Raw genomic sequence first — 22,592 nt, forward strand, 5'->3', positions numbered from 1 at the left:
GCCTGCGCGGATTCGTCAACGGTACGGGCGTGGCAAGCTGGGACGGTGTACCGGGAACGGCCGTCGGTCATTCCGGGCGCGGTCGTGTGGCACACGCCTGCGGTGTCCGCCGAGGCCGCGCGCCGGGTCCTCCCCGACGGCTGCATGGATCTGCTCTGGACGTCGGGCCGGCTCGTCGTGGCGGGGCCCGATTCGGTCGCGTACGTCACCTCGATCGTCCCCGGCGCCGACTACACCGGCCTGCGGTTCGCCCCCGGCGACCTGCCCGGGCTGCTCGGCGTGCCGGCCTGCGAACTGCGTGACCGCCGGGTCCCGCTCGACGAGGTCTGGTCGGCCCGCCGGGTGCGCGCCCTGGAGAACCGGCTGCGGAGAGGCGGCGGGATCGAGGCCGTGGCCGACGGTCTCACCGCCGACCCGGTGGTCCGCGGCGCGGTCGCGCTGATCGGCGGAGGGCTGGGCGTGGCCGCCGCGGCCGACCGCCTAGACCTGGGCGAACGCCGCTTCCACCGGCTCTGCCTGCGCGCCTTCGGCTACGGGCCGAAGACGCTGGGCCGCATCCTGCGGATGAACCGGGCGCTCGGGAAGGCCCGCGCCGGGGGAGGGTTCGCCCAGGTCGCGCACGACGAGGGCTACGCCGACCAGGCCCACCTCGCGCGGGAGGTGCGGGCGCTGGCCGGGGTCACGCTGACTGATCTAGTGCGGCGTACAGATCGACGCTGATGCCGTCGGGGTCGCTCAGGACCGCGTAGCGCTGGCCCCAGAAGGCGTCCCACGGCGGGAGGTGGCCGAACTCCGACATCTCGGCGTAGGTCTTGTCGACCTCGGCCGGGCCGTCGCACTGGAACGCCAGGCCCGTCCGGCCGGGGCCCGGCGTCCATTCGGGGTCGAACGACCTGATGGTCTCCTCGGTGTCCCAGCAGAGGCGGAAGCCGCCGGGCAGGGTCACCTCGACGTGGGGCTCGCCGTCGGCCTCGGCCGGGATGTCGAGGCCGAGGCGACGGTAGAAGGCGAGCGAGCGGCCCATGTCGCTGACGACCAGGCCGATGACGTTGAACTGAATAGCCATGGTCCGACGGTACGCAGCCACGTACCGGCCTGTCTTGAAGGAATCGGACGGGGGACCCGTCAGATGACCGCCACCGCCGTGATGAGGCCGATGGCGACGTGGGTGACCGAGAGCAGGATGGCGGCGGGCTGGAGCTGCGGTTCGGCGACCAGGGCGCGGATGGAGATGCCGGCCACCTTGTCGAAGGCGAACATGCCGAGCGTCTGCACGGCGATGCCGAGCACGCCGAACACGGCGGTGGCGATGAGGCCCTCCTGGAGCCGGCCGCCGGAGGAGAAGATCGAGGCGGCCACGATCAGCCCGACGGCCGCCAGGCCCGCCGAGGTGAGGGCGGTCGCGTTGGGGTTGCGGTCTTCGCGGATGAGCTTGCTGAGTTTGCCCGGCGTGGCCATGTCGATGACGTAGAAACCGACGATCAGCAGCAGCACGCCGAGGACGGCGTAGGCGGCGATGGCCAGGGCGCCGTTGCCGAGGACCTCTCCGAACGAAGTGGTGTCCATTGTCATTGACCCTGCTCCTATGGGGGGTGTTAACCGTTGATTCGATGGGGGACGAACGACGAGGTGTCGTCGGTGATCAGGCCGGCCGTCTCTCGGATGCCGAGCCCGGCCGACTCGTCCTCCACCACCCAGGCGCCCAAGACGGGCCGCTGGCCCTCGAAATCGGGCAGGGCCTGGAACTCCTGGAAGACGAACCCTTCGGCGCCGTAGGCGCCTCCGGTCTCCAGGGAGTGTTCGGGCGACAGGATCGTCATCGAGGCGCCCTCGCGGCCCAAGAGCGGCTTCCGGATGAATCCTGCCAGGTCACGGGGGCCGTCGAGGTAGGCCGGCAGCAGGTTGGGGTGACCGGGGTAGAGCTCCCAGAGCACCGCCAGCAGGGCCTTGTTCGACAGCAGCATCTTCCACGCCGGTTCGATCCAGGTCATCGACGGCATCAGCCGCAGCGCGTGCGCGCCGAACGGCTCGTGGACGATCCACTCCCACGGGTAGAGCTTGCAGAGCGACCGGATGACCCGTTCCTCGACGTCGACGAAGCGGCGGTTGAGGGCGTCCCAGCCGATGTCCTCCATCGCGATGGAGACGGTGGTCAGCCCGGCCTGGGTGGCGGTCTCCTGCAGATAGCCGAGGGTCATCGCCTCCTCGCCGGAGGTGTCGAGGCTCGTCCAGGCGAAGTGGGAGGGGCCCGTCGGGAGGGTCGCGGCGATGGCCTTCCAGCGGTCGACCAGGCGTTCGTGGATGGAGTTCCACTGGTCGTCGTCGGGGAAGACGTCCTGCAGCCAGTACCACTGGACGACCGAGCTTTCGAGCAGGCTGGTCGGGGTGTCGGCGTTGTATTCGAGCATCTTCGCCGGGCCGGAGCCGTCGTAGCGGAGGTCGAAGCGGCCGAACAGGTGGGGTTCGCGGCGGTACCAGGAGTCCTTGATCGCCTGCGTCCACTCGGGCGGCACGGCGAAGTCGTGGAAGCGGCCGGTGACCACGACGTGGTCGACCGCCTCCAGGCACATCCGGTGCAGCTCCTCGACCTGGGCCTCCAGCGCGAGCACCTCGTCCATCGAGAAGACGTAGTGGACGCTCTCGTCCCAGTAGGGCCGGTCGACTCCGCGCGGATGGGCCGACCGGTGGTAGGCCAGGCCGTGGCTCTCGACCGTGCTCTCCCAGCCGGGCCGGGGTGCGGACCGTTCCCTTCGCACGGGTCAGCTGCCGCCGCTGCTGCGCGAGCCGAAGCCGCCCCGCTGGATGACCTTGCCGGACCGGGTGGAGATCTGCGCGTTCGACGGGCGCAGCGTGGTGCCCCCGCGGATGTGCGTGCCGTTGCGGACGCCGCCGTAGTACCAGCCGTAGGCGCCGTGCGAGCCGTGGTATACCCGGCCGTCGTCGTCACACAGGTCGTCGTCGACGACCGGGAAGGACCCGTCGGGAAGAGGGTTGTTCACGTCGACGCAGTCGGCGTCGACCTCCTCGTAGTCGTCGTCGACGGCCGCGCAGAAGCCCACGACCAGCACCGACAGCACGCCGATGGCGCCCAGCTTGACGGCGGTGGAGGCCTTCTTGTTCTTCTTCGGCGGCGGGCCGCCGGCCATGGGGAACGTCGGCGGTCCCGGCGGTGGGGGTGAGGCGGCCATAAGGCTCCATGATTCCTTGAGGTCGGGCAAGCCTATCGGTGTCTGTTTGAACGGTACAAACATCAATTCTGGCCGGTTGATAACGTCTTCGGCATGGAGCCTCTTGACGCCTTGCGCCAAATCGCGTTCCTGCTCGAACGGGCCGGTGAACCCACCTATCGGGTCCGCGCCTTCCGGGGCGCCGCCAAGGTCATCGAGGACTTGCCGCGCGAGGAACTGGAGGAGCGCGCCCTCGCCGAGACGCTGACCGAGCTGCCCGGCGTCGGCAAGGTGACCGCGCTGGCGATCACCGAGGCGCTGGCCGGCCAGACGCCCACCTACCTGCGCCGCCTGGAGGCGACGTCCGGGACCGACCTGTCCGAGGCGGCCGACTCGCTGCGGCGGGCCCTGAAGGGCGACCTGCACAGCCACACGACGTGGAGCGACGGCGGGTCGCCGATCGAGGAGATGGCCGAGGCGGCGCGGGCCATCGGGCACTCCTACCTGACGATCACCGACCACTCGCCCCGGCTGACGGTGGCGCGCGGCCTGTCGGCCGAGCGGCTGACCGAGCAGATCGAGGTCATCGAGGGGTTGCGCGAGCGGTTCGCGCCCTTCCAAATTCGGACCGGCATCGAGGTCGACATCCTGGCCGACGGGTCGCTCGACCAGGATCCGGCCCTGCTGGCCCGGCTCGACTGCGTGGTCGCCTCGGTGCACTCCTCGCTGAAGATGGACGCCGGCGAGATGACCCGCCGGATGGTCACCGCCGTCGCGAACCCGCACGTCGACGTGCTCGGCCACTGCACCGGCCGGATCGTGAAGGCGGGCGGGAAGCGCGGCGGCCTGCGCGCCGAGTCGTCCTTCGACGCCGAGATCGTCTTCGAGGCGTGCCGGCGGTTCGACGTCGCGGTCGAGATCAACTCCCGCCCCGACCGGCTCGACCCGCCCAAACGGCTGCTGCGCCTGGCCTACGAGATGGGCTGCGTGTTCGCGATCGACAGCGACGCCCACGCTCCGGGTCAGCTCGACTGGCTCATGTACGGATGTGAGCGCGCCGCCCTGTGTGGTGTGGAACCGGAACGAGTGGTCAATACGGGTATATGGCCGCGGAGTTAGGTGGGAAATACCAGGATTTGTCGCTCACCGCACGTAACGTCGGCGTTATGGACCGTCGACGTGCGCTGGTAGAGGAGTTACGGAGCAACGGGCAGCTGTCGGCCAAAGACCTCGCCGACCGGCTCGGGGTGAGCAAACGGACGGTGATCCGCGACATCGCCAGACTCCAGGGCGAGGGCGTGCCGATCCGGCTCGACCCGGCCGGCTACACGATCGACGGGGCCGAAGAGGTCAAACGCGCCATCGACCGCGCGCTCACGGGCCGCCGGGTCCTGCGCATCGACTACCTGAACAGCAAGAGCGAGGTCAGCACCCGCGATCTGGAGCCCAGCATCATGCTGGGCGGGCGCGGCGGGTTCTGGTATCTGGTGGCGTGGTGCCGGTTACGTGAGGACGTGCGGGTGTTCCGGGTCGACCGGATCACTCGGGCGGAGGTCCTCGACGAGCGCTACCCGGAGCCCGACAAGCAGCGGCTGTCGGAGATGACGTCGGCCTTGCCGCTCTGACGCGGCGGTCTCCCTACAGGTCCTCCACGAGCTGGCACCGGTGGCTGACGGGGTCGGCCGCGTCGGCCCGCCGGGCCAGGTGTTCGAGGGTCTGCCGGAAGGCCGTCGCCTCCGCCTCCGGCAGGTCGCCCAGCAGGTGGGCGCCGACCGCCCTGAGGCGGCGCTCGGCGTGCTCCCAGGTCTCGCGGCCGCCTTCGGTGATCACGATCCGGCGGTTGCGGCGGTCTCTCGGGTCGGGCTCGCGTCTGACCAGGCCCGCCTTCTCCAGGTCGTCGACCAGGTAGGTCATGACCGTCCGGTCGACGCCCAGTTCCCGGCACAGGGCCACCTGGCTGCCGGCGTCGCCGTGGACGGCCGCCGTCAGGATCTGGTAGCCACGCGGGCCGCCCGGGATGTCGGCGAGCACCACGTTGGACGCCTTCACGTAGGCCCGGAAGAGCACCCCCAGGTTGAATCCGAGGTCCTGCCGCAGTCCCTTCATGATTCCATAATAATCTGTACGACAGATGATCTGGGGGACTGAACGATGTCGCTGCTGTCCGAACTGACCTTCGTCCACAACATGCTCCGCCGCGACCTCGCCACGATCCGGCGGATGGCCGAGTCCGCCGCCGCCGGGGGAGACCTCGCCGAGGTGCGGCAGGGGCTGCGCGAGCTGGCCACGCGTGGGCCGTTGTTCCAGCTCAAGGCCAACTGCCTCAGCTACTGCTCGATCGTGCACACCCACCACGGCATCGAGAGTGCCACGCTGTTCCCGCGCATCCGGGTGCTGGCGCCCGAGCTGAACGCGGCGGTCGACCGGCTGGAGGCCGACCACGTCGCCGTCTCGGGGCTGCTCGACGAGGTCGAGGCGGCCGCGCGGGCCGACGACGACCGGGCGCGGCTGGTCAAGGCGCTCGACGCGCTCGCCGACCGGTTCCTGGAGCATCTGGCGTACGAGGAGGAGGCGCTCGGAGCGGTGTTGTCGCAGATGACGCACTAGGCTGCCGCGCATGCGGACGGAACGGCTCGAACTCGCCGACCAGGACCTGCGCGACTGGGAGGCGACGGTGCTCGACGCCACTCCCGACGGCATCGTGCTGAACCGGTCGGCCTTCTATCCCGGCGGGGGCGGGCAGCCCGCCGACCAGGGGACCCTGCTGTGGCAGGGCGTGGAGACCCGCATCGCCGGGGTGCGCAAGGGCGACGACCTCGTGCTCATCCCCGCCGAGGGCGATCCGCTGCCGGCGGCCGGGACGGTCGTCCGGGCGGCGCTGGCCGATGAGCGGCGCAGCGCGCTGATGCGCACCCACTCCGGGCTCCACGTGCTCTGTGGCGTGGTGTTCCGCGACTACGGGTCGCTGGTGACCGGCGGGAACATGGACGTCGCCGCCACCCCGGGCGTGGTGGGCACCGCGCGCATGGACTTCAACCTGCCGGAGGTGCCGCCCGGCTTCAAGGAGGCCGTCGAGGCCGCCTGCAACGCCGAGATCGAGGCCGACCGGCGGATCGACGTGCGGGTGCTGCCGAGGGCCGAGGCGTTCGCCATCCCCGACATCATCCGGACCGCGACCAACCTGGTGCCCGACGACGTGGCCGAGGTGCGGATCGTCGACATCGTCGGGCTCGACTGCCAGGCCGACGGCGGGACCCACGTCGCCTCCACCCGGCAGATCGGCCGGGTGCGGGTCGCCAAGATCGAGAGCAAGGGCAGGGGGTTCCGGCGGGTCCGGCTGGAGGTGTCCGACTAGTTGTCCACAGGGCGTCCCGAGGCCGGTCGCGGCCCTTCGCGGCGGTGACAGGGTGCCCGGATGGACCTCAGCGCGGTGCCGCTCGTCTACAACGGCGTCATGTTCCGGTCGACGCTGGAGGCCGACTGGGCGGCCACCCTCGACGCCCTGGGCGTCTACTGGCAGTACGAACCGATCGCGCTCCGGCTGCCGAGCGGGGCCGTCTACGTGCCCGACTTCTACCTGCCGGCGTTGAACGCCTGGGCCGAGGTGAAAGGGCCCCACTGGGAGCGGCTGGCCAAGCCCGTCGAGCTGCGGGCGACCCTGGCCGTCGCCGGCGGGGCCGGGTGGTGGGAGCAGGTCCACGTGGTGGTGCTGGAGGCGCCCGGACCGGGCGACGCCGCGAGCTGGCACGTGCCGGTGGGGTCGTGCTGGCTGGTCGAGTGCGGCGAGCGGCAGAACCGGTTCGCCTGGGACGACGGGCGGTGCTGGGCCTGCCAGCGGGAGGACCTCGGCGGATCCCACTACTTCTACCGGCCGGCCCGCGCCCCGGCCGCCGGGCCGACGTGGCGGATGACGCGGGCGCCCCGGCCCGAACCCCTGCGGCGGGCCGCCTGAGTTTCGGCGATGGCCGGTAGGTGACCGGAAAGATGCGTACCGTGATCGCATGGCGAACGAGGACCTGCCGCCGATCTGCCGCACGTGCGGAGGCGAGGGCGGCGAATGGATCAGCAAGGACGGCGAAGAGGTGTGGGTGAGCTGCACGCCCTGCGGCGGGGTGGGGCGGCAATCTCCCCGGTGACGTGTCAGTTCACCGCCGCGCGCACCCTCGGCACGACCTCTTCCGCCCAGCGCCGCCTCATCGTCTCGGCCGACGGCCCGCCCGGCGGGAAGTAGACGAAGCCGCCCGCGCCGTGGTCGAGCACCGCTCCCGTGAGTTCCTCGGCCCACTGCTCGGCGGAGCCGCCGATCCACCGGCCCTCGTCGTCGCGGGTGGCGTCGAGCGGGGCCGGGGTGATGCGGCCCGGGAGGTTGTAGACGGTCGCGACGTCGGCCGGGCTGCGTCCGGCCGACGTGGCCGCCTCGTCGATCAGGGGGCGGGAGGTCCGGAAGCGCTCGCTGAGCCAGTCGGCCGCGTGGCCCGGGATCCAGCCGTCGGCCAGCCTGCCGGTCACGGCCAGTGACTTGGGGGCGCCCGAGCCGGTCCAGATCGGCGGGGTCGGCGCCTCGGCCGGGGCCAGGTCGGTGACCTGGTAGAACTCGCCGTCGAAGGTCACCCGGTCGCCGCCGCCCGACAGGGCCCTGATCAGGGTGATGGCCTCGGCCAGGGCGCGGACCGCCTCGCCCGGGGTCCGGCGCGGGGCGCCGAGGCGGGCGATGTCGTCCCACAGGCCGCCGGCGCCCATGCCGAGGACGATCCGCCCGCCGGTCAGCGCCGACAGGGAGGTGACCGTCCGGGCCAGCATCGGGGCCGGTCGGCTCGGCAGGTTGGTGACGTTGACCAGGCCGGAGATCCGGCTGGTCGCGCCGAGTGCGGTGCCGACCACGGCGTAGGCGTCGAGCCGGTCGCCGTAGTAGGGGTGGTCGGAGACGCTGAACAGGTCGAGGCCGTCGGCGTCGGCCGTGACCACCTCGCGCAACGTCTGCGTGGCCGCCGGGGCGGCGCTGGAAACTCCTATGCCGAACCACATGGGTCGCTTCTTTCCGTACTAGTTTGGCCCGCATGGGTGGGCAGGAAGAGAATCTCGGGGTCGTCGCGGCCCTGGTGCGGGCGTCGTTCCTGATCTCCGCCGTCTACGCCGAATCGGCGCGCGACCACGGCTTGACCCCGCAGCAGGGGCAGTTGCTGTGCGTGCTGATGGGCCGCCCCTACCGCATGAACGACCTGGGCGCGACGCTGCGGCTGGCCAAGTCGAGCCTGACCGAACTCGTCGACCGGACGTCGCAGCGCGGGCTGGTCAGGCGGGAACCCGACCCCTCCGACGGCCGGGCGGTGCTGGTGACCCTCACCGACCAGGGCGCCGCCGCCGCGGAGACCTTCTACGCCGAGACGTGCGACCGCGTCGCCCGGGTGCCCGGGAGCCTCGGGGCGGGGGAGCAGGGGGTGCTGGCCGAGCTGCTCGGACGGGTCGTCAAAGACAACACGGTGGGCACGGTGTTCCTCGATTGGGACGACGACGTTCACCCCCCGGCTTGAAGTTCGTACTACGAACAATATTGGTTCGGGTCACGAACTTCAATCGCGCTGCCAGGCGATGACGTCTTCTCTCGCCCAGAGGGGGCCGGAGGCCAGGTCGTACAGAGCGGGCGGGAAGTCGGGCCGGGCGGTCAGCTCGCGCGCCTGCTCGGGAGGCACGCCGAGGAGTTCGGCCGCGCCCGACCGCCCGACCAGGCCGGTGAGGCGTTCCAGGGCCACCAGCAGGAGTTCGCTGTTCTCCCAGTCGAGCCGCCCCTCGGCGGCCAGTTCGACGGCGAGGAGGTTCGCGTCGGCGGGATCGTGGCCGAGCGCACGGGCGACGGCCTTGGCGGCGGCGAGAACCTGGTAGTTACGGCTGCGCGTCATGGTCTCGTCGTACCAGAGGGCCCGCCGTTCCGCTGACCGCCCAGGCGCGTGCGGTCATCTCCAGCGGGCCCGGGCCCAGACGCGACCGCAGCAGGTCGCGCACGGCCGCTCTGCCGTCGTCGTGGCGCGGCCTCCCATGTCTCCATGGGAGACGTCCCTACGATCCGAACTTCACCTCGGGATAGCGGGACGACGGGCCCGCCCAGAGGGGCTGCGGGCGTGACCTCAGGTGCTCGTCCAGGAACGCCGCCACATAGGTGCGGGTGATCTCGGCCAGGCGGGCGGCGCCCGGCGTTCCGGCGAGCGGCTTCAGGCCGAGGGCGCTCTGCAGCTGGGGCAGGTCGGTGAACGACTGGTGGTCGGCGCCGGTCACCGTGAGCCAGCGTTTCCAGCCTTTCAGCAGGTTCCAGTCGCGGTCCCACGAGTGGTCGCGGCCGCCGGGGGCGTGCTGGGGGGTGCCCACGAACAGGAACGGGCGGGCGAAGCCGCGCGGGAGGCGGGCGTAGGTCGTGCCGTCGAAGTTGATCCCGGCGTCGATCCGGGGGTCGGCGGCCATGGCGGCCAGGGCGCTCGCGCCGCCGATCGACTGGCCGGCCATCGCGATCCGGGTGGGGTCGATCATCGCGGGCTTCTTCTTCAGGAGTTCGTCCAGGACGAAGGAGACGTCCGCCGCGCGGTTGCCGACGACGCCCGTCCCGAAGCCAGGGTCGGTGTCGCTGTCGCAGGCCAGGCACTCGGCCACCGCGCCATCGGCGAGGGTCGTGGCGTAGTTCTCGTAGGTGTGGTCGACGCCGGCCACGACGTAGCCCCGGCTGGCCAGGTCTTCGGCCAGCGAGGTCAGGGTGCTGACCGGTTTGGTGAAGCCGGGCGACAGGACCACCAGGGGGTGGCGGCCCGGTGCGGGGGCGTCGGTGGTGGCGTACACGACCGTTCTGCTCAGGATGTCGGGCGGGACGCCGGCGGCGCCGGAGCCCGCCAGCGTGAGCTCCGACTCCCGGGGGCTCATGTACGCCGCCCGCTCGCCCGCCCCCCGCCCGCTCGGATACCACAGGGTGACCCTGAGCTCTCTGGCCCCGGCGTCGAGGTTCCACGGGTCGGGCCGGGAGGCGTCGGTCAGGTGCAGGACCGTCGTGCCGACCGGATGCTCCCCGGTCGGGGCCGCCAGCGTGGCGGGCCGGGGCGGGGTCGGCGAGGGGGCGGCCGAGCGCGGCGGGGCGGGGGCCGAGCAGGCGGTCAGCACGATCAAGACCGCGAGGGTTCGTCTCATCGGGTGTCCAGCAGGGTCAGGGCCTTGGCGAGCGCGGCGTCGCGTCCGGCCGCCGCGTCGTCGGGGGTCGGCGGGACGAAATGGTGGGGCGCGACGCCGATCCGGTCGACGATCTCCCGGTTCGGGCCGAGATGACGGCGGGTCGGGAAGCTCAGGACGGTGTTGTCGCGGAGCAGGAACGGCTCCCCCGGGCCGGAGATCAGCCCGGCCGTGCGGGTGCCGACCAGCAGGCCGGCCGCGTGGGCCTTGACCGCCGAGCTGAAGTGCTCGCACGCCGAGGCGCACCCTCCGTCGACGAGGACCACGAGAGGCAGGCCGACCAGGCCGACGGTGTCGTCGGTCTGACCGGGCTCGCACTGGTCGTCGACCGTGCAGAGATGGGAGGTGACCTTCCCGTGCACGAACGCGCTCACCAGCCGGGTCGCCTCCACCGGGCTGCCACCGCCGTTCCCGCGCACGTCGAGCACGACCCCGCGCACGCTCCGGCCGGCCCGCAGCCGGTCGATCGCCCGGAAGGCCCGGTTCGCCGCGTCGGGGGAGAAACCGCGGACCCGTACATAGACCACCTCGTCGTCGATCAGCCGTGACTGGACCACCTGAAGCGTGGCCAGGTCACGTGGGTAGAGGCCGGGCGTGAGGGTGACGCTCCAGCGGCGGTCGCCGCGCCGCAGGCGCAGTTCGACCGGCTGTCCGTCGGGATATCTCGGCCGCAGCAGTCCGGGGTCGTCGACGTTCTCGATGACGTCGCCCGGCCGCAGCCCGGCCTTCCGCGCCGCGCCGCCCTCCACGGCCGAGACGAACAGCGGGTCGTCGCCGGTCACCTGGAAGCCCAGCCCGTAGCCGTCGCCGTCGTAGTAGCCGGGCGGCCGCTCAACGTCGTGCATCCAGCGGGCGTGGTTGTCGTCTAGCGCGGCCACCATGGCCTCCAGGGTGACCTCGGCCAGGTCCTCCCGGTCGGTGATCTTCCGGTACGTCGCCTCGAACGCCGCCCAGTCGCCCCGCGGGTCGCCGGTCAGCGGCGGCAGGGACAGCGGGGCCCCGGGCAGCGCCCGGGTCAGCGCGGTGAACCCGGCGACGAGCAGGTCACGGGGGTCCATGGCCGGCGCCCGCCAGTACTCGTCGAGGATGCAGAAGTAGGCCTGCTCGACGACGTCGATCGTGGTGGGGGCCTCCTCGCGGGGCGGACCCTTGGGCGGCGCGCAGGTGGTGCTCTCGGGGGAGCCCGCCTGGGCTCGGGGCGGTTCGGGGGTCGTACAGGAGACCGCCAGCAGGAGCAGCAGCCCCGCCGCAACCGCCCTGGTCATGACAGCCGTCTCCGGATCAGCCAGAAGGAGAACCAGGTCAGGCCGAGGGTGAGCGCGGCGTAGATGCCGGTCTCGATCCACTGGAACGGCCAGAACCGCTCGATCGGATGGTAGACCGCCTGCTGCCGGTAGCCCAGCCCGTTGATCTCGGCCCAGCAGGCGTCGGGCCCTCCTCCGCCGCCGCCCTGCGGCGAACAGGGTCCCGACGTCCCCGACACCGAGACCGGCGTCTCCTGGCCGTCGGCCGGCACCACCTTCCCGGACGGATCGAGCAACCGGCTCGACAGCACCCACGCGCCGCCCTCACCGGGCACGGCGAGCTCCACCGAGACCCGCACCTCGCCGCCGCCCTGCTGGATGTGCAGCCCGCCCATGTTGGCGCGGCCGAGCTCGTGCGTCGTGGTGACCGGCGCCATGAAGTGGGGCCGGACCAGCGTGGGCATCGCGACCTGCACGGCCACGAAGACGACCAGGGTGAGCGCCATGGCGGGCAGCGTGCGCCGCACCAGCATGCCGACGGTCACCCCGAGCACGAACGCGAACGCGGCGTACCCCATCGGCACCACGCCGCGCGCGCCGAACACGAGCGGGGTCATCTGCGCGAGCTCCGGCACGGCCGAACCGTCGAGCGGCCGCGACCACCAGGTGACGACGAGCCCCGCCACACAGGCCATGCCCACCGCGATCAGCCCGATGAACCCCAGCTTGACGGCCAGCCAGCGCACCCGGCCGACGCCCTGGCTCCACGCCAGCAGGTGAGTGCCGGACTCCAGCTCCCGGGTGATCAGCGGCGCTCCCCAGAAGAGCCCGATGAAGGCGGGCAGGGCCAGCAGCACGAAGCCGACGAGCACGAAGAGCAGCTGGTATTCGTCGAAGAAGAGGTCGAAGAAGCGGTCGCAGGTGTCGTCGGCCACGCAGTCGGCGAGGCCCTGCGCGTAGTGGTCGGCCAGTCCGGGCCCGGTCAGCGCCAGGACCCCGGCGCACACGGCGACCACCGCCGCCGTCATCACGGCCGAGCCGCGGAACTGCCGCCAGGTCAGCCAGATCATCGCAGCGCCTCCAGCCCGGCCCGGCGGCCTGCGGCGGGACGCCGTTCCATGTAGGCGAGGACGAGATCCTCCAGCGTGAGGGGGGTGACGACCCAGGCCGGGTCGAGAATCGGTTCGTCGGTACGGATGACGTAGGTGCTCTGCCGGTCGGTGTGCCGGGCGGAGACGACGTACTGGTTCGAGGGCAGCCGGTCCGGGTCGCGGCGCGGCCCGGTCAGGCGATGGTGGGTGCCGAGCAGTTCGTCCACCTCTCCGGCCACCTGGACGCGCGAGTCGACCAGCACGACGAGGAAGTCGCAGACGCGTTCCAGGTCGGCGACCAGGTGCGACGACAGGACGACGCCGAACTCGTCGGCCGCCGTCGCCTCCATGAGCCCCTGCAGGAACTCACGCCGGGCCAGCGGGTCGAGCGAGGCCACCGGTTCGTCGAGGATCAGCAGCTCCGGCCGTTTGGCCAGGCCCAGCGTGAGGGCCAGCTGGGCCCTCTCGCCGCCCGACAGTCTGCGGGCCTTCTGCCGGGGGTCCAGACCCAACTGGGCGATGCGGTCTTCGGCCAGGCGGGCGTCCCAGGTCGGGTTGAGCCGGGCGCCCAGCGTGAGGTGGTCGCCGACGCTGAGGCCGGCGTAGACGGGGGTGTCCTGGGCGACGAAGCCGACTCTGGAGAGGATGCTCTCCGGCTCCTCGCCCAGCACCCGCAGATCGCCCTCCGACGGGGTGAGCTGGCCGGCGGCCAGCTTCAGGAGCGTCGTCTTGCCCGCTCCGTTGGGGCCGACGAGGCCGGTCACGTGGCCTTTCGGGATCTCCAGCGTGCAGTCGCGGAGGGCCCAGCGCCTGCCGTACCTCTTGCCTAATTCCCGGGCCTGCAGGACGGGGGTCACGCGATGTCCTCCTGGGCCGCCGAGCGGAACGTGGTCATGAAGAGGGCCTCGATGGACTCGTCGTCGAGACCGGCCTTGCGGGCCTTGGTGAGCCAGCGCCGCAGGTCCTGGCGCAGCGGGGCCTGGGCGGCCCGGCTGGAGGCGTCGGTGAGGGTCCGGGTGATGAACGTGCCCACGCCCGGCCGGGCCGCCGCGAGGCCCTCGTGTTCGAGCTCGCGGTAGGCCTTCAGGACGGTGTTGGGGTTGATGGCGAGCTGCGCGACGACCTCTTTGACGGTCGGGAGCTGGTCGCCCTCGCGGAGCAGGCCGAGGCGCATGGCCTGGCGGACCTGGTGGACGAGCTGCAGGTAGGACGAGACGCCGGACCTGCCGTCCAGGTGGAACTCGATCACGGTGCGCTCCATTTATCTAGTCTCCTAGTACTTTAGGGGTCTAGTTGTTAAGAGCGCATAAGGTTCGTGTTCAGCGACTCCGCGACCTCGACCGGCGGCGCAGCAGCACCCACGCGATCAGCACGGCCGACACCACGCCGGGGCCGCAGTGCACCGCGAGGACGCCCGCGAGGCTGGGGCCGCCCCAGTCGTCCCGGTACGTCGCGGGGTCGGACATGTCGATGACGAACGGTTCGGCGAGGGCCCGAACGATCAGATAGGCGCCCAGGACGAAGCCGAGAACTCCCAAGACCTTGCGCATGCCCACACGGTACGTTCGCGATCAGCCCGGTGGGCGGCCGTTACTTCGCCGCCTGCCGGCGGACGATCTCGGCGATCCAGACCGGCGCGAACGGGGACGTGCACCCCGGAGAGGTCGGATAGTCCTTGAGCACTTCGAGGCGCTCACCGATGGCGACCGCGCGGGCGCGGTGCTCGGCGTGGTCGATGCCGATCTGGGCCAGGCAGTGGTTCATCGCCCACTGCAGCCGGTCGGGGGCGCCCTTCATCTCGGCCTCGATGACGTCGAGCAGGCCGGGCAGGTCGAGGACCCCGGGCTTCTTCGTCACGTTCTCGGTGGTCAGCGCCCAGCCGGCGCTCGCGACCACCGGATCGGGGTCGGCCGTCCAGGCCAGGCGCAGCTGCTCGGCGTGCGGGTTCTTCTTCACGACGTAGTTCACGAGCCAGTCGTGCACCTTGGGCGCGCGGGCCTCGCGCAGCATGGCGTCGAGCTCGCCCGCGCCGAACGCCTTCGGGCGGCAGATCAGCAGCGCCACCAGCCGCGCCGCGGTGTCGCCGGTCGCCCAGAGGTCGAGGGCGAGTTCGTGCTGCGTCTTCAGGCGCTTCGCGAGCGCGCGCAGCCTGCCGAGGTTGACGCCGTGGTCGTCGCCGTGCCGCTCGTTCACCGCGCGCGTCTTCGGGTCTTCGAGTTCGGCCAGCTCGGCCAGCACCTCAGCCACCATCGGGGCCACTTCCTGTACGTCGGTCACGCCCAGGATAGCCACCGGACCTCCCCGCCGGCGGTACGGCGTCCGCACCGCCGGCGAGGCCGGTCGTCGTTCTAGCGCAGGTAGTCCTGCCACGGGCCGGTGATGGCCAGGGTGATGCCCGGGGTCTGGATGTTCACGAAGAGGACCTTGCCGTCAGGGGAGAAGGTCGGCCCGGTGAACTCCGAGTAGGTCGGGTTGCCGTTGCTGGTGCCGATCTGGAGCTGGTTGCGGGCGATGGCGTAGGTCGGGCCGCCCGGGACCGAGCTGAGCACGTGGGAGGCGCGGGCGCCGTCCTCGGCCAGGACCAGCGTGCCCCACGGCGTGACGGTCACGTTGTCGGGGCTGTCGAAGGTCATGTCGACGTACTTGGGGTTCACGCCCTCGCCCTCGGAGAAGGGGTTGTGCGGGAAGTACGTGACCAGCGTGATGGTCTCGTCCTTGTAGTCGTAGAACCAGACCATGCCGTCGTGCTTGGCGGCGTCGGCGGGCAGGTCGGCGGTGGCGAAGGCGTAGCTGTTGACGATGTAGCAGCCGTCGCCGTTGCTCCACACGCCCTCGAACTTCTTGCCGCGGGTGACGGTGCCGTCGGCGAACTGGAGGCGCGTCGGCGTCGTCTTGGCGTCGCGGTCGGGGACCGGCGCCCAGGTCACGTTGAACGGGCGGCCGAGCTGCGCCGAGGTGATGTAGGCGACGTCGGGGACGATGCTGCCGTCGTCCAGGCGGATCTGCATCGCCTCAAGGGTGCCCTCGGTGTCGCCGAGCTGGTCGGCGATGCCCTTCTCCAGACGGCCCTGGCTGGCCGTCCACCGGTAGAAGAGGCCGTTGGGGCCGCTGGCGTCCTCCGAGAGGTACACGCGGCGCTGCTTCGGCTCGACGGCGAGGGCCTCGTGGTCGAAGCGGCCGAACGCCTTGATCGGCTTGGGCAGCTGCGCGCCCGACGGGTCGGGGTAGACCTCGAAGACGTAGCCGTGGTCCTTCTGGTAGGTGCCGGTCTGGCCGCCGCCCGACCAGGTGCCGCCCGCGCGGGTCGACGACTCCTCGCAGGTCAGCCAGGTGCCCCACGGGGTGACGCCGCCGGCGCAGTTGCGGATCGTGCCGGAGATGCCGACCCACTGACCCGTCAGGTTGCCGTTGGGGTCGGTGGTGACCACGGTGCAGCCGCCCGCGTTGGGCGCGCCCGGGTCGTACACGGTGCCGGGGATGTGCGGGACGCCGTTGGTGATCGCGTGCGGCGCCGACTCGTGGTTCAGGATGAACGTCAGCCCCGCGTGCCTGCTGCCCACGACGCCGGTGCCGTCGTGCAGGCCGGGCGTCTTGCCCTGGCCGAACGACATGTCGGTCTGGCCCTCACGAGTGACGATCTTGTACGAGAAGCCGTCGGGCAGCGCGAGGATCCCGTTGGGGTCGTCCTTCAACGGCGGGAAGGGACGCAGCGGCCGCCCTGCGGTCCCGGTGCTGGTGGCGGCCGACGCCGGGGTCGCGCCAAGGGTCGGCAGCACGCCCCCGACGGCGAGGCCGACGGCGGTGGCGGCGCTTCCGGAAAAGATCTGGCGGCGAGAAATGCTCATTCTTAAACTCCTGCGGTACGGCCAGGCGATGTGTCCCCGACCTGAAGAGCTTTGGAGTCTCACCTGAACCCCGGGCCAACGGGGCGTTGCCGCAGAATGCACCTCACATGGAAGGCTATGCCCGTGGAAACGCTGGAGAGCCTCGTCATCACGCGCCGACTGAAGGTGCCCATGAAGCCCCCGGCCGGGGAGCCGGAGGGCGCCCCCGGAGAGGTCGCCGCCCGTCAGCTGGACGCCGCCCTGCTCAGCGTCGGGTTCGCCTGCTCCACCGCCCTGCTCGACCGGCTGGGCAGGCTGCCCCCCGGTGAGGTGCTGGACCTCGGCGTCCGCGTCCTGGCCGCCGTCCGCACGCTCGTCGGTGACCACGTCCGGCACAACGCCTACTTCGTCGACTTCCCCAGGAACGTCCCCGACACGGTCGAGTTCTGGGCCGGCCTGCTGGCCGAGGCGCTGCGCGACCCGGTCGCCGCCGGGCGGGTCTCGCCCGGCAACCTGCTGACCCTCCCCGGCTACGGCGTCTACCGCCACACCTACGCCGACCTGCTGGCCGCGCACGCCGAACTCGTCCCGCTCGCCGGCGACCGGGTGACCGTGCTCGACCTGGGCGGCGCCCTGGCCGACGAGGTCGAGGCGCTGTTCGCCTCGCTGGCCGGGTCGGAGGTCCCCCTGTCGGCCGAGGACGTGGTGCTGCTCCGCGACCTCGCCAGGGTCTGCGCGGGGGAGCCCGACCGCATCCCCGTACGGGAGAACCGGGCCGTCGTCAACGAGGCCCGGCTGGCCGCCGGGCGTGCGCCGCTCGTGGACACCGTCACCGACGTGCTGCGGCTGGCCTGCGGCATCTCGGGCGGCGACATCACGCTGACCGACCCGACCCGCTTCCGGTCGTTCACCCGGGCCGAGCGGCGCACCCTGCTGGCCGCCCTCGACGGCGTCGCGACCACGGCCAAGCTGGGCGACGTCCCCCGTCACCGAGAGCAGTGGAAGCGCCTCGGCGAGCGGCTGCACGCCCACGACTACCCGAGGTTCCCCCGCGCCGCCCGCGTCTTCGAGGTCGCCCGCGGCGAGCGCCCGGCCGTCAGCCTGACCGGCAGGGTCGAGGTCGCCCTGGCGGCGGGCCGCACCGCCGAGGCCCTCGAACTCCTCACGAACACCCCGGGCGCGCTGCTGCGCCGCCTCGACCACCTGCTGCGGGTCGGGGAGTCGCCTTCTTCGGTCCTGTACGCCGCCCGTCAGGCCGCCGGGAGCGCGTCGGGCCGGGTGCTGCTGTCGCTCCGCGAGCACCTGCAGAACCGCGCCGCCGCCTTTCCGGCCCGGGTCTTCGCCAACCAGCGGAGCCGCGCCTGGGTCGCCCCCGACACGCGGGACCCGCTCGCCGGAGAGGTCGTCGCCGAGGCGCTCGCCCTCCTCGACGAGGAGATCGCCCGCCGCCTCCCCGACCCGGGGGTGCTGGTCGTCGACGACGACGTGCTCGACGTCGCCCTGCCCCTGTCGGGCAAGGCGGTCGCACCGGGACTGGGCCTGCTGCCGCGCGGCTCGATCTCGGCGGTGGACGGGGAACTGCTGCGCTTCTTCGTCCACTGGCGCCAGAGCGAGCGGACCACCGACTACGACCTGTCGGCGCTCATGCTCGACGCCGAGTACGGCGACGAGCAGCACGTGTCGTGGACCAACTACAGCACCGGCTTCGCCCAGTACTCCGGCGATCTCACCGAAGCGCCCCAGGGCGCGTCGGAGTTCATCGACATCCGCCTGGCCCAGTCGACCCGGCCGATCATCATCCCGCAGGTCAACATCTTCAGCGGAGAGGCCTTCGACCAGGCGGCCGAGGCCTTCTTCGGTTTCATGGTCCGGAGCGAGGAACAGCACGGCAGGCCGTTCGAGCCGCGCACGGTACGGGCCAAGTCGGACCTCCGGGGGGCCGGGCGGGTCGCCCTCCCGCTGGCCTTCCTCCGCGACGAGGCCGGCGGGTGGCGGGCGAAGTGGCTGCACCTGTACCTGAAGGGGCATCCGGCCTTCAACCGGGTGGAGGTCAACCGGCTGACCACGAGCCTGCTGGTGCGCTCGATCGTCGAACGCGACCACCTCCGCGTCGGCTACCTCGTCGACCTGCTGCGCGCCAAGAGCGCGACGACCGACCGCACGACCTTCATCGGCCTGGCCGCGCCCACCGACCCTCCGCAGGGAGCGAGAGTGATCACCGCGGCGACGCTGCACGAGCTCATTCCCGCCTGATACGGTCATCCTCGCGAGGCCATGGGAGACGCTTCCTTCTCAACTCACTGGACTGCTAGCTTTCCCGCTTTCCTCGCCTTCGGTTCGCTCGAAAAGCCCGCCGGCCCTTCCGAGGGCGGCGGGCTTTTCGCATGCGCGTAGGCTTGCCCAGGTCAGAGGCCTGAAAGGGGGAAAGGTGCCGGGCGCCCTTTCGGACGCGGACCTGGTGCGGGCCGCCGTGGCGGGCGACGTCACCGGGCTCGGGCTGCTCCTCTCGCGGCACCGGGCCGGCATGCACGCGGTCGCGCTCAGCATCCTGGGCCACGGCCCCGACGCCGAGGACGCCGTCCAGGACGCCATGCTCCTCGCCCTGCGAAAAATCGACGGGCTGCGCGATCCGGCCGCCGCGGGGCCGTGGCTGCGGGCGATCGTCCGCAACGCCTGCCGGGCCCGGCTGCGGACGACGGGCACCGTCCCCTTCCCCGACGGGGAGATCCCCGCGCCCGGCCCCACCCCGGAGGAACTGCTGGAGCGCCGGGCCCTGCGCGACTGGGTCTGGCACGCGATGGACGACCTCTCCGAACCCGTCCGGCTGGTCGCCCTGCTGCGCTACTTCAGCGACGTCTCCTCCTACGACCAGATCGCCGCCCTGTGCGAGGTGCCCGTCGGCACCGTCCGCAGCCGCTTGAGCCAGGCCAGGGCGAAGCTGGCGACTGCCTTGGCGGGCACGGCCGACCTGGCCCACGACGACGCCGCGGCGCTGACCCGGACCCGCCGCCGGGAGGCCGAGGAGATGCTGGCGGCGGCCCAGCGCGGCGCGTTCGCCGAGGTGGTGCGCGACCACTGGCGGCCCGACGTCGAGTTCGTCGGACCGGGCGGCGAACGGGCCGCCGACGACCGCGCCTTCGCCATCAGGGGCATGGAGGCCGACCTGGCCGCCGGGGTCCGGCAGCGCCTGGTCGAGGTGGTGGCCGGCCGCGACCTGACCATCTGGCGGGCCGACCTGATCAGCCCGCCCGACGACCCCGGGCACTGCCCGCCCAGCCTGGTGTGGCTGCACCACCTCCGCGAGGGGCGGGTCCGGCGGCTGCGGCTGTTCCACCCGGTGACGTAGAACACAGGGAAACGACCGAACTTCTCCGCGGGCTTCCGCGTCCCGTTCACGTCAGCCGGGCCCTGACCTGGGGCCCGGCGCGGAACGCAAGGGATGACGATGACTCTCGTACAGGGCACCCATGAGATCACTGTGGACGGCGTGCGCCAGGTCTTCCACGTCGCGGGGGCCGGGCCGGTGTGCCTGGTGCATTCGGGCGGGCCCGGCATCGAATGGAGGTATCTGCGGCTGCCGGCCCTGGAAGAGCACCTGACCATGGTGTACCTCGAACCGATCGGCACCGGGTCGTCCGGCCGCCTCGACGACCCCCGCGACTACCGGATCGACACCTACGCCCGGTTCGTCCACGGCGTGGTCGAGCACCTGGACGTGCCCTCTGTCTTCCTGCTCGGCCATTCGCACGGCGGGTTCGTCGTCCAGCGCTACGCCCTCGACCACCCCGGCCGCGTCGCCGGGGCCATCCTCTACTCCACCTCACCGGTCACCGGAGAGGAGTTCTGGAACGACGCGATGGCCCGCATCGCCGCCTTCCCCGAGCGGCTCCCGCACCGCCCGGCGGCGGCCGAGATCCCGGCGGCGTTCCAGCGGGCCCTGGCGGCCCAGGACGACGAGGCGTACACGACGTCCTTGCGGGAGATCCTCCCGGCGTACTTCGCCGACTACTGGACGCGGGAGCAGGACCTCGAACCGCTGCGCGCCGCCCTCAGGGCGTGGATCGACCCGATGCGCGGCGAGGAGCCCGCGCCGTTCGACGTGCGCGGGGAACTCCGCTCCCTCGTGGTCCCCGTGCTGATCATCTCCGGCGTGCACGACTTCTTCGGCGGCACCCGCTGGGCACGCCTCGCCCAGGAGCTCATCCCAGGGTCGCGTCTGGCGGTGCTCGAAGAGAGCGGCCACATGGGCCATCTCGAACAGCCGGAGGAGTTCACCCGCGTGATCGCCGGGTTCGCGGTCGCCGGGGCGGACGTCAGTGCAGGTAGAACCGCTCGGTGAAGGCGCCGCGCCGAGCACGTTTCTCCGCGGCGACCCGCTCGACGTCGTGCCACGAGTGGCCGTGGACGTCGGCGATCGCCCGGAGCACCTCGAGGAGGTCGGCGAGTTCCTCGGCGACCTCCGCACCGGTGGCCTCGGCGAGCTCGCCGGCCTCCTCGGCCAGTTTGTCCTGGAGCGCTTCGCGGTAGGCGTCCGCGCCGAGCACGGAGACCGTGGGCTCTTCACCGCCCAGGCGGATGATGTCGGGGATCCGGTCGCGTACCAGCTTGCCCATACGTCGATACTCTCTTCGCTTCTCGCCCGCGGTGGGTGATGCTGTGGCGATGCCGGTGCTGACCGAGGTGAAGTACGAGCGGACGATCGCCCGGATGCGCGGCAGCCGCATCCGGGGGGTCGTCTACCACCCGTTGACGCCGGCTGAGCTCAAGGGACACGGACGTGTGGATCGCCGCCGGAAGGCGGCTACCTGTTGGGTACGGACGACGTGATGGTCGTCTTCACCCCCGGCGTTCTCTAGCGCTGCTTGAGGCGGAGCGCCTCTTTGCGGGCCTCCTTCTGGACGGCCCGCTCGCGCTCCAGCCACGCCGGGTTCTCCGCCTTCAGCGCCTCGATCTCGGCGGTGGTCAGCGGTTCGGTGATCCCGCCTCTGATCAGGCCGGAGATGGAGACTCCGAGCTTCGCGGCGACGACCTGCTTGGGGTGCGGGCCGTTGCGGCGCAGGTCGACGAGCCAGGCGGGCGGCGCCGACTGCAGCGCGTTCAGCTCGTCCCTGGAGACGACACCCTCCTGGAACTCGGCGGGAGTGGCCGACAGCAGAACGTCCAGTTTCTTGGCCGCGGTCTCGGGCTTCATCGTCTGGACGGTCTTCGGCTTGGACGAGGTCATGGCGTCGAGAATAGTCAGTCGGAGCGGGTCTCCCCGACATCGATACCCTGAGGCGGTGACTGATGGGGAGACCGGCAGGGTGTTCAGGCTGGCGTACGTGCCCGGGGTGACCCCCGCGAAATGGGTCAACGTCTGGACCGAGAGGGTGCCCGACGTACCGATCAGCCTGCTCGCGGTCCCCGCGGCCGAGGTGGTGGAACTCCTGCGCGACGGCGGCGCCGACGCGGGGTTCGTCCGGCTGCCGGTCGACCGCGACGGGCTCAGCGTGATCCCGCTCTACGTGGAGACCACGGTGGTCGTGGTGCCCAAAGACCACGCGATGGCCGCCGCTGAAGAGGTGGCCGTCGCCGACCTGGCCGACGACGACGTGTTCCATCCTCTGGACGACACCATCGAATGGACGGCCCGGCCCGGCCGGCCCGCGTTCACCCGCCCGGCCACGACGGCCGACGCGGTCGAGCTGGTGGCGGCAGAAAGCGGGCTGCTCGTGGTTCCGCAGTCGCTGGCCCGCCTCCACCACCGGAGGGATCTGACATATCGGCCGGTGGGAGACGCTCCGCAGTCCCAGGTCGGCCTGGCCTGGCGCACCGACGCGACCACCGACCTGGTGGAAGACTTCATCGGCGTCGTACGGGGCCGGACGGTGAACAGCACGCGCGGCCGTGTCACCGCTTCCCCCGCGGAGAAGCCGGCCCAGCGGCAGGAGCGGAAACCGGCGCGGAGCGGCTCCGGCCGCAAGGCCGTGCCGACGACGGGCCGTAAGAAGAGGGGCAACCGGCCTCGCTGACCTCGGGAAGCGAGGAGGGGCGGTCCGGGCGCGGAAGGGGGAGCGCCGGACC

General features: G+C 71.7%; 29 protein-coding genes. 12 read left to right on the plus strand and 17 right to left on the minus strand.

Features of this window, described 5'->3' with window-relative positions; translation table 11 throughout:
* The first annotated feature begins 45 nt into the window (after nucleotides 1-45).
* Nucleotides 46-720, plus strand: coding sequence for a helix-turn-helix domain-containing protein (locus tag FDA94_RS18605; protein ID WP_212735381.1), 675 nt, complete (start codon nucleotides 46-48; stop codon nucleotides 718-720).
* Here the strand turns inward: FDA94_RS18605 and FDA94_RS18610 are convergent.
* From FDA94_RS18610 to FDA94_RS18625, 4 genes are read right to left on the minus strand one after another with little or no spacing between them, the layout of a single operon-like run.
* Nucleotides 680-1,066, minus strand: coding sequence for a VOC family protein (locus tag FDA94_RS18610; RefSeq protein ID WP_137248335.1), 387 nt, complete (start codon nucleotides 1,064-1,066; stop codon nucleotides 680-682). The genes FDA94_RS18605 and FDA94_RS18610 overlap by 41 nt on opposite strands.
* A 59-nt stretch (nucleotides 1,067-1,125) precedes the next feature.
* Nucleotides 1,126-1,566: a DUF350 domain-containing protein gene (locus tag FDA94_RS18615; protein ID WP_170991013.1), complete on the minus strand. Its 441-nt coding sequence runs from the start codon at nucleotides 1,564-1,566 to the stop codon at nucleotides 1,126-1,128.
* A 29-nt stretch (nucleotides 1,567-1,595) separates the two neighbouring features.
* The gene (locus FDA94_RS18620) at nucleotides 1,596-2,756 is read right to left on the minus strand and encodes a glutathionylspermidine synthase family protein (protein ID WP_137248337.1); all 1,161 of its coding nucleotides are present in this window, start codon (nucleotides 2,754-2,756) and stop codon (nucleotides 1,596-1,598) included.
* Between the two features lie 3 nt (nucleotides 2,757-2,759).
* On the minus strand, nucleotides 2,760-3,188 hold the full coding sequence (locus FDA94_RS18625; protein ID WP_246060029.1) for a hypothetical protein: 429 nt from the start codon (nucleotides 3,186-3,188) through the stop codon (nucleotides 2,760-2,762).
* A gap of 93 nt (nucleotides 3,189-3,281) precedes the next feature.
* Here FDA94_RS18625 and FDA94_RS18630 point away from each other — a divergent pair, with 93 nt between their 5' ends.
* Together FDA94_RS18630 and FDA94_RS18635 are read left to right on the plus strand one after the other, a co-directional pair.
* Entirely contained in the window at nucleotides 3,282-4,286 is a 1,005-nt protein-coding gene (locus tag FDA94_RS18630) for a PHP domain-containing protein (protein WP_137248338.1), read from the plus strand.
* A 47-nt stretch (nucleotides 4,287-4,333) separates the two neighbouring features.
* A complete protein-coding gene (locus FDA94_RS18635) occupies nucleotides 4,334-4,792 on the plus strand; it encodes a helix-turn-helix transcriptional regulator (protein ID WP_170991014.1) in 459 nt (152 codons plus the stop codon).
* A 13-nt stretch (nucleotides 4,793-4,805) separates the two neighbouring features.
* Here the strand turns inward: FDA94_RS18635 and FDA94_RS18640 are convergent, their stop codons facing one another.
* Nucleotides 4,806-5,273: a MarR family winged helix-turn-helix transcriptional regulator gene (locus tag FDA94_RS18640; RefSeq protein WP_137248340.1), complete on the minus strand. Its 468-nt coding sequence runs from the start codon at nucleotides 5,271-5,273 to the stop codon at nucleotides 4,806-4,808.
* Between the two features lie 45 nt (nucleotides 5,274-5,318).
* Between FDA94_RS18640 and FDA94_RS18645 the strand changes: the two genes are divergently transcribed.
* From FDA94_RS18645 to FDA94_RS41135, 4 genes are read left to right on the plus strand one after another with little or no spacing between them, the layout of a single operon-like run.
* Nucleotides 5,319-5,774 carry a hemerythrin domain-containing protein gene (locus FDA94_RS18645; protein WP_137248341.1) on the plus strand — a complete coding sequence of 152 codons (456 nt, stop codon included), beginning with the start codon at nucleotides 5,319-5,321 and terminating at the stop codon, nucleotides 5,772-5,774.
* A gap of 10 nt (nucleotides 5,775-5,784) precedes the next feature.
* Entirely contained in the window at nucleotides 5,785-6,522 is a 738-nt protein-coding gene (locus FDA94_RS18650) for an alanyl-tRNA editing protein (protein ID WP_137248342.1), read from the plus strand.
* Nucleotides 6,523-6,582: 60 nt separating this feature from the next.
* The gene (locus tag FDA94_RS18655) at nucleotides 6,583-7,119 is read left to right on the plus strand and encodes a PDDEXK family nuclease (RefSeq protein ID WP_137248343.1); all 537 of its coding nucleotides are present in this window, start codon (nucleotides 6,583-6,585) and stop codon (nucleotides 7,117-7,119) included.
* Nucleotides 7,120-7,168: 49 nt separating this feature from the next.
* Nucleotides 7,169-7,303, plus strand: a complete 135-nt coding sequence (locus tag FDA94_RS41135) for a hypothetical protein (protein WP_281286595.1) — start codon at nucleotides 7,169-7,171, stop codon at nucleotides 7,301-7,303.
* 4 nt (nucleotides 7,304-7,307) lie between these two features.
* On the opposite strand, the gene FDA94_RS18660 is transcribed toward FDA94_RS41135, so the two are convergent.
* On the minus strand, nucleotides 7,308-8,192 hold the full coding sequence (locus FDA94_RS18660; protein WP_137248344.1) for an LLM class flavin-dependent oxidoreductase: 885 nt from the start codon (nucleotides 8,190-8,192) through the stop codon (nucleotides 7,308-7,310).
* A gap of 32 nt (nucleotides 8,193-8,224) precedes the next feature.
* Here FDA94_RS18660 and FDA94_RS18665 point away from each other — a divergent pair, with 32 nt between their 5' ends.
* On the plus strand, nucleotides 8,225-8,698 hold the full coding sequence (locus FDA94_RS18665) for a MarR family winged helix-turn-helix transcriptional regulator (protein ID WP_137248345.1): 474 nt from the start codon (nucleotides 8,225-8,227) through the stop codon (nucleotides 8,696-8,698).
* A 39-nt stretch (nucleotides 8,699-8,737) separates the two neighbouring features.
* Here FDA94_RS18665 and FDA94_RS39945 read toward each other — a convergent pair whose 3' ends face one another.
* The 9 genes from FDA94_RS39945 to FDA94_RS18710 all read right to left on the minus strand — a co-directional run bounded on the left by FDA94_RS39945 (nucleotide 8,738) and on the right by FDA94_RS18710 (nucleotide 16,550).
* Complete coding sequence (locus FDA94_RS39945; RefSeq protein WP_212735382.1) at nucleotides 8,738-9,064, minus strand: hypothetical protein; 327 nt, start codon at nucleotides 9,062-9,064, stop codon at nucleotides 8,738-8,740.
* Between the two features lie 157 nt (nucleotides 9,065-9,221).
* Nucleotides 9,222-10,331, minus strand: a complete 1,110-nt coding sequence (locus tag FDA94_RS18675; protein ID WP_137248346.1) for an alpha/beta hydrolase family protein — start codon at nucleotides 10,329-10,331, stop codon at nucleotides 9,222-9,224.
* Nucleotides 10,328-11,635 carry a S41 family peptidase gene (locus tag FDA94_RS18680; RefSeq protein WP_137248347.1) on the minus strand — a complete coding sequence of 436 codons (1,308 nt, stop codon included), beginning with the start codon at nucleotides 11,633-11,635 and terminating at the stop codon, nucleotides 10,328-10,330. Before FDA94_RS18680 ends, FDA94_RS18675 begins: the two co-directional genes overlap by 4 nt.
* Nucleotides 11,632-12,684, minus strand: a complete 1,053-nt coding sequence (locus FDA94_RS18685; protein ID WP_137248348.1) for an ABC-2 transporter permease — start codon at nucleotides 12,682-12,684, stop codon at nucleotides 11,632-11,634. Before FDA94_RS18685 ends, FDA94_RS18680 begins: the two co-directional genes overlap by 4 nt.
* Nucleotides 12,681-13,562: an ABC transporter ATP-binding protein gene (locus tag FDA94_RS18690; protein WP_137248349.1), complete on the minus strand. Its 882-nt coding sequence runs from the start codon at nucleotides 13,560-13,562 to the stop codon at nucleotides 12,681-12,683. Before FDA94_RS18690 ends, FDA94_RS18685 begins: the two co-directional genes overlap by 4 nt.
* Nucleotides 13,559-13,966: a GntR family transcriptional regulator gene (locus tag FDA94_RS18695; protein ID WP_170991015.1), complete on the minus strand. Its 408-nt coding sequence runs from the start codon at nucleotides 13,964-13,966 to the stop codon at nucleotides 13,559-13,561. Before FDA94_RS18695 ends, FDA94_RS18690 begins: the two co-directional genes overlap by 4 nt.
* A gap of 58 nt (nucleotides 13,967-14,024) precedes the next feature.
* Complete coding sequence (locus tag FDA94_RS18700; protein ID WP_137248350.1) at nucleotides 14,025-14,255, minus strand: hypothetical protein; 231 nt, start codon at nucleotides 14,253-14,255, stop codon at nucleotides 14,025-14,027.
* 40 nt (nucleotides 14,256-14,295) lie between these two features.
* Nucleotides 14,296-14,955, minus strand: a complete 660-nt coding sequence (locus FDA94_RS18705; protein WP_137248437.1) for a DNA alkylation repair protein — start codon at nucleotides 14,953-14,955, stop codon at nucleotides 14,296-14,298.
* 98 nt (nucleotides 14,956-15,053) lie between these two features.
* A complete protein-coding gene (locus tag FDA94_RS18710; protein ID WP_137248351.1) occupies nucleotides 15,054-16,550 on the minus strand; it encodes an alkaline phosphatase PhoX in 1,497 nt (498 codons plus the stop codon).
* Between the two features lie 117 nt (nucleotides 16,551-16,667).
* Between FDA94_RS18710 and FDA94_RS18715 the strand changes: the two genes are divergently transcribed.
* The 3 genes from FDA94_RS18715 to FDA94_RS18725 all read left to right on the plus strand — a co-directional run bounded on the left by FDA94_RS18715 (nucleotide 16,668) and on the right by FDA94_RS18725 (nucleotide 20,868).
* Nucleotides 16,668-18,782, plus strand: coding sequence for a TerD family protein (locus FDA94_RS18715; RefSeq protein ID WP_137248352.1), 2,115 nt, complete (start codon nucleotides 16,668-16,670; stop codon nucleotides 18,780-18,782).
* 175 nt (nucleotides 18,783-18,957) lie between these two features.
* A complete protein-coding gene (locus FDA94_RS18720) occupies nucleotides 18,958-19,875 on the plus strand; it encodes an RNA polymerase sigma factor (RefSeq protein WP_212735384.1) in 918 nt (305 codons plus the stop codon).
* A gap of 99 nt (nucleotides 19,876-19,974) precedes the next feature.
* Nucleotides 19,975-20,868 (plus strand): alpha/beta fold hydrolase, encoded by an 894-nt coding sequence (locus tag FDA94_RS18725; RefSeq protein ID WP_212735385.1) that lies wholly within the window; start codon nucleotides 19,975-19,977, stop codon nucleotides 20,866-20,868.
* On the opposite strand, the gene FDA94_RS18730 is transcribed toward FDA94_RS18725, so the two are convergent.
* On the minus strand, nucleotides 20,843-21,253 hold the full coding sequence (locus FDA94_RS18730; protein ID WP_212735386.1) for a nucleoside triphosphate pyrophosphohydrolase: 411 nt from the start codon (nucleotides 21,251-21,253) through the stop codon (nucleotides 20,843-20,845). The genes FDA94_RS18725 and FDA94_RS18730 overlap by 26 nt on opposite strands.
* Nucleotides 21,254-21,381: 128 nt before the next feature.
* Entirely contained in the window at nucleotides 21,382-21,753 is a 372-nt protein-coding gene (locus tag FDA94_RS18735) for a DUF5997 family protein (protein WP_137248355.1), read from the minus strand.
* A 55-nt stretch (nucleotides 21,754-21,808) separates the two neighbouring features.
* On the opposite strand from FDA94_RS18735, the gene FDA94_RS18740 reads away from it, so the two are divergent.
* The gene (locus tag FDA94_RS18740; protein ID WP_246060030.1) at nucleotides 21,809-22,540 is read left to right on the plus strand and encodes a LysR family substrate-binding domain-containing protein; all 732 of its coding nucleotides are present in this window, start codon (nucleotides 21,809-21,811) and stop codon (nucleotides 22,538-22,540) included.
* Nucleotides 22,541-22,592 lie beyond the last annotated feature (52 nt).

It is taken from the genome of Herbidospora galbida, from assembly GCF_005233835.1.
GTDB classification, from domain to species: domain Bacteria; phylum Actinomycetota; class Actinomycetes; order Streptosporangiales; family Streptosporangiaceae; genus Herbidospora; species Herbidospora galbida.

What these genes read in the sequence shown, in the direction of transcription:
- FDA94_RS18645 (WP_137248341.1), top strand. Translation starts at nt 5,319, where the DNA reads ATGTCGCTGCTGTCCGAACTGACCTTCGTCCACAACATGCTCCGCCGC.
- FDA94_RS18615 (WP_170991013.1), bottom strand. Translation starts at nt 1,566, where the DNA reads ATGGACACCACTTCGTTCGGAGAGGTCCTCGGCAACGGCGCCCTGGCC.
- FDA94_RS18630 (WP_137248338.1), top strand. Translation starts at nt 3,282, where the DNA reads ATGGAGCCTCTTGACGCCTTGCGCCAAATCGCGTTCCTGCTCGAACGG.
- FDA94_RS18640 (WP_137248340.1), bottom strand. Translation starts at nt 5,273, where the DNA reads ATGAAGGGACTGCGGCAGGACCTCGGATTCAACCTGGGGGTGCTCTTC.
- FDA94_RS18725 (WP_212735385.1), top strand. Translation starts at nt 19,975, where the DNA reads ATGACTCTCGTACAGGGCACCCATGAGATCACTGTGGACGGCGTGCGC.
- FDA94_RS39945 (WP_212735382.1), bottom strand. Translation starts at nt 9,064, where the DNA reads ATGACGCGCAGCCGTAACTACCAGGTTCTCGCCGCCGCCAAGGCCGTC.
- FDA94_RS18685 (WP_137248348.1), bottom strand. Translation starts at nt 12,684, where the DNA reads ATGATCTGGCTGACCTGGCGGCAGTTCCGCGGCTCGGCCGTGATGACG.
- FDA94_RS18710 (WP_137248351.1), bottom strand. Translation starts at nt 16,550, where the DNA reads ATGAGCATTTCTCGCCGCCAGATCTTTTCCGGAAGCGCCGCCACCGCC.
- FDA94_RS18705 (WP_137248437.1), bottom strand. Translation starts at nt 14,955, where the DNA reads ATGGTGGCTGAGGTGCTGGCCGAGCTGGCCGAACTCGAAGACCCGAAG.
- FDA94_RS18665 (WP_137248345.1), top strand. Translation starts at nt 8,225, where the DNA reads ATGGGTGGGCAGGAAGAGAATCTCGGGGTCGTCGCGGCCCTGGTGCGG.
- FDA94_RS18650 (WP_137248342.1), top strand. Translation starts at nt 5,785, where the DNA reads ATGCGGACGGAACGGCTCGAACTCGCCGACCAGGACCTGCGCGACTGG.
- FDA94_RS18625 (WP_246060029.1), bottom strand. Translation starts at nt 3,188, where the DNA reads ATGGCCGCCTCACCCCCACCGCCGGGACCGCCGACGTTCCCCATGGCC.
- FDA94_RS18695 (WP_170991015.1), bottom strand. Translation starts at nt 13,966, where the DNA reads ATGGAGCGCACCGTGATCGAGTTCCACCTGGACGGCAGGTCCGGCGTC.
- FDA94_RS18735 (WP_137248355.1), bottom strand. Translation starts at nt 21,753, where the DNA reads ATGACCTCGTCCAAGCCGAAGACCGTCCAGACGATGAAGCCCGAGACC.
- FDA94_RS18700 (WP_137248350.1), bottom strand. Translation starts at nt 14,255, where the DNA reads ATGCGCAAGGTCTTGGGAGTTCTCGGCTTCGTCCTGGGCGCCTATCTG.
- FDA94_RS18655 (WP_137248343.1), top strand. Translation starts at nt 6,583, where the DNA reads ATGGACCTCAGCGCGGTGCCGCTCGTCTACAACGGCGTCATGTTCCGG.
- FDA94_RS18715 (WP_137248352.1), top strand. Translation starts at nt 16,668, where the DNA reads ATGCCCGTGGAAACGCTGGAGAGCCTCGTCATCACGCGCCGACTGAAG.
- FDA94_RS18680 (WP_137248347.1), bottom strand. Translation starts at nt 11,635, where the DNA reads ATGACCAGGGCGGTTGCGGCGGGGCTGCTGCTCCTGCTGGCGGTCTCC.
- FDA94_RS18730 (WP_212735386.1), bottom strand. Translation starts at nt 21,253, where the DNA reads ATGCGGCTGCCGCGCATCCGGGCGATCGTCCGCTCGTACTTCACCTCG.
- FDA94_RS18660 (WP_137248344.1), bottom strand. Translation starts at nt 8,192, where the DNA reads ATGTGGTTCGGCATAGGAGTTTCCAGCGCCGCCCCGGCGGCCACGCAG.
- FDA94_RS18635 (WP_170991014.1), top strand. Translation starts at nt 4,334, where the DNA reads ATGGACCGTCGACGTGCGCTGGTAGAGGAGTTACGGAGCAACGGGCAG.
- FDA94_RS18610 (WP_137248335.1), bottom strand. Translation starts at nt 1,066, where the DNA reads ATGGCTATTCAGTTCAACGTCATCGGCCTGGTCGTCAGCGACATGGGC.
- FDA94_RS41135 (WP_281286595.1), top strand. Translation starts at nt 7,169, where the DNA reads ATGGCGAACGAGGACCTGCCGCCGATCTGCCGCACGTGCGGAGGCGAG.
- FDA94_RS18675 (WP_137248346.1), bottom strand. Translation starts at nt 10,331, where the DNA reads ATGAGACGAACCCTCGCGGTCTTGATCGTGCTGACCGCCTGCTCGGCC.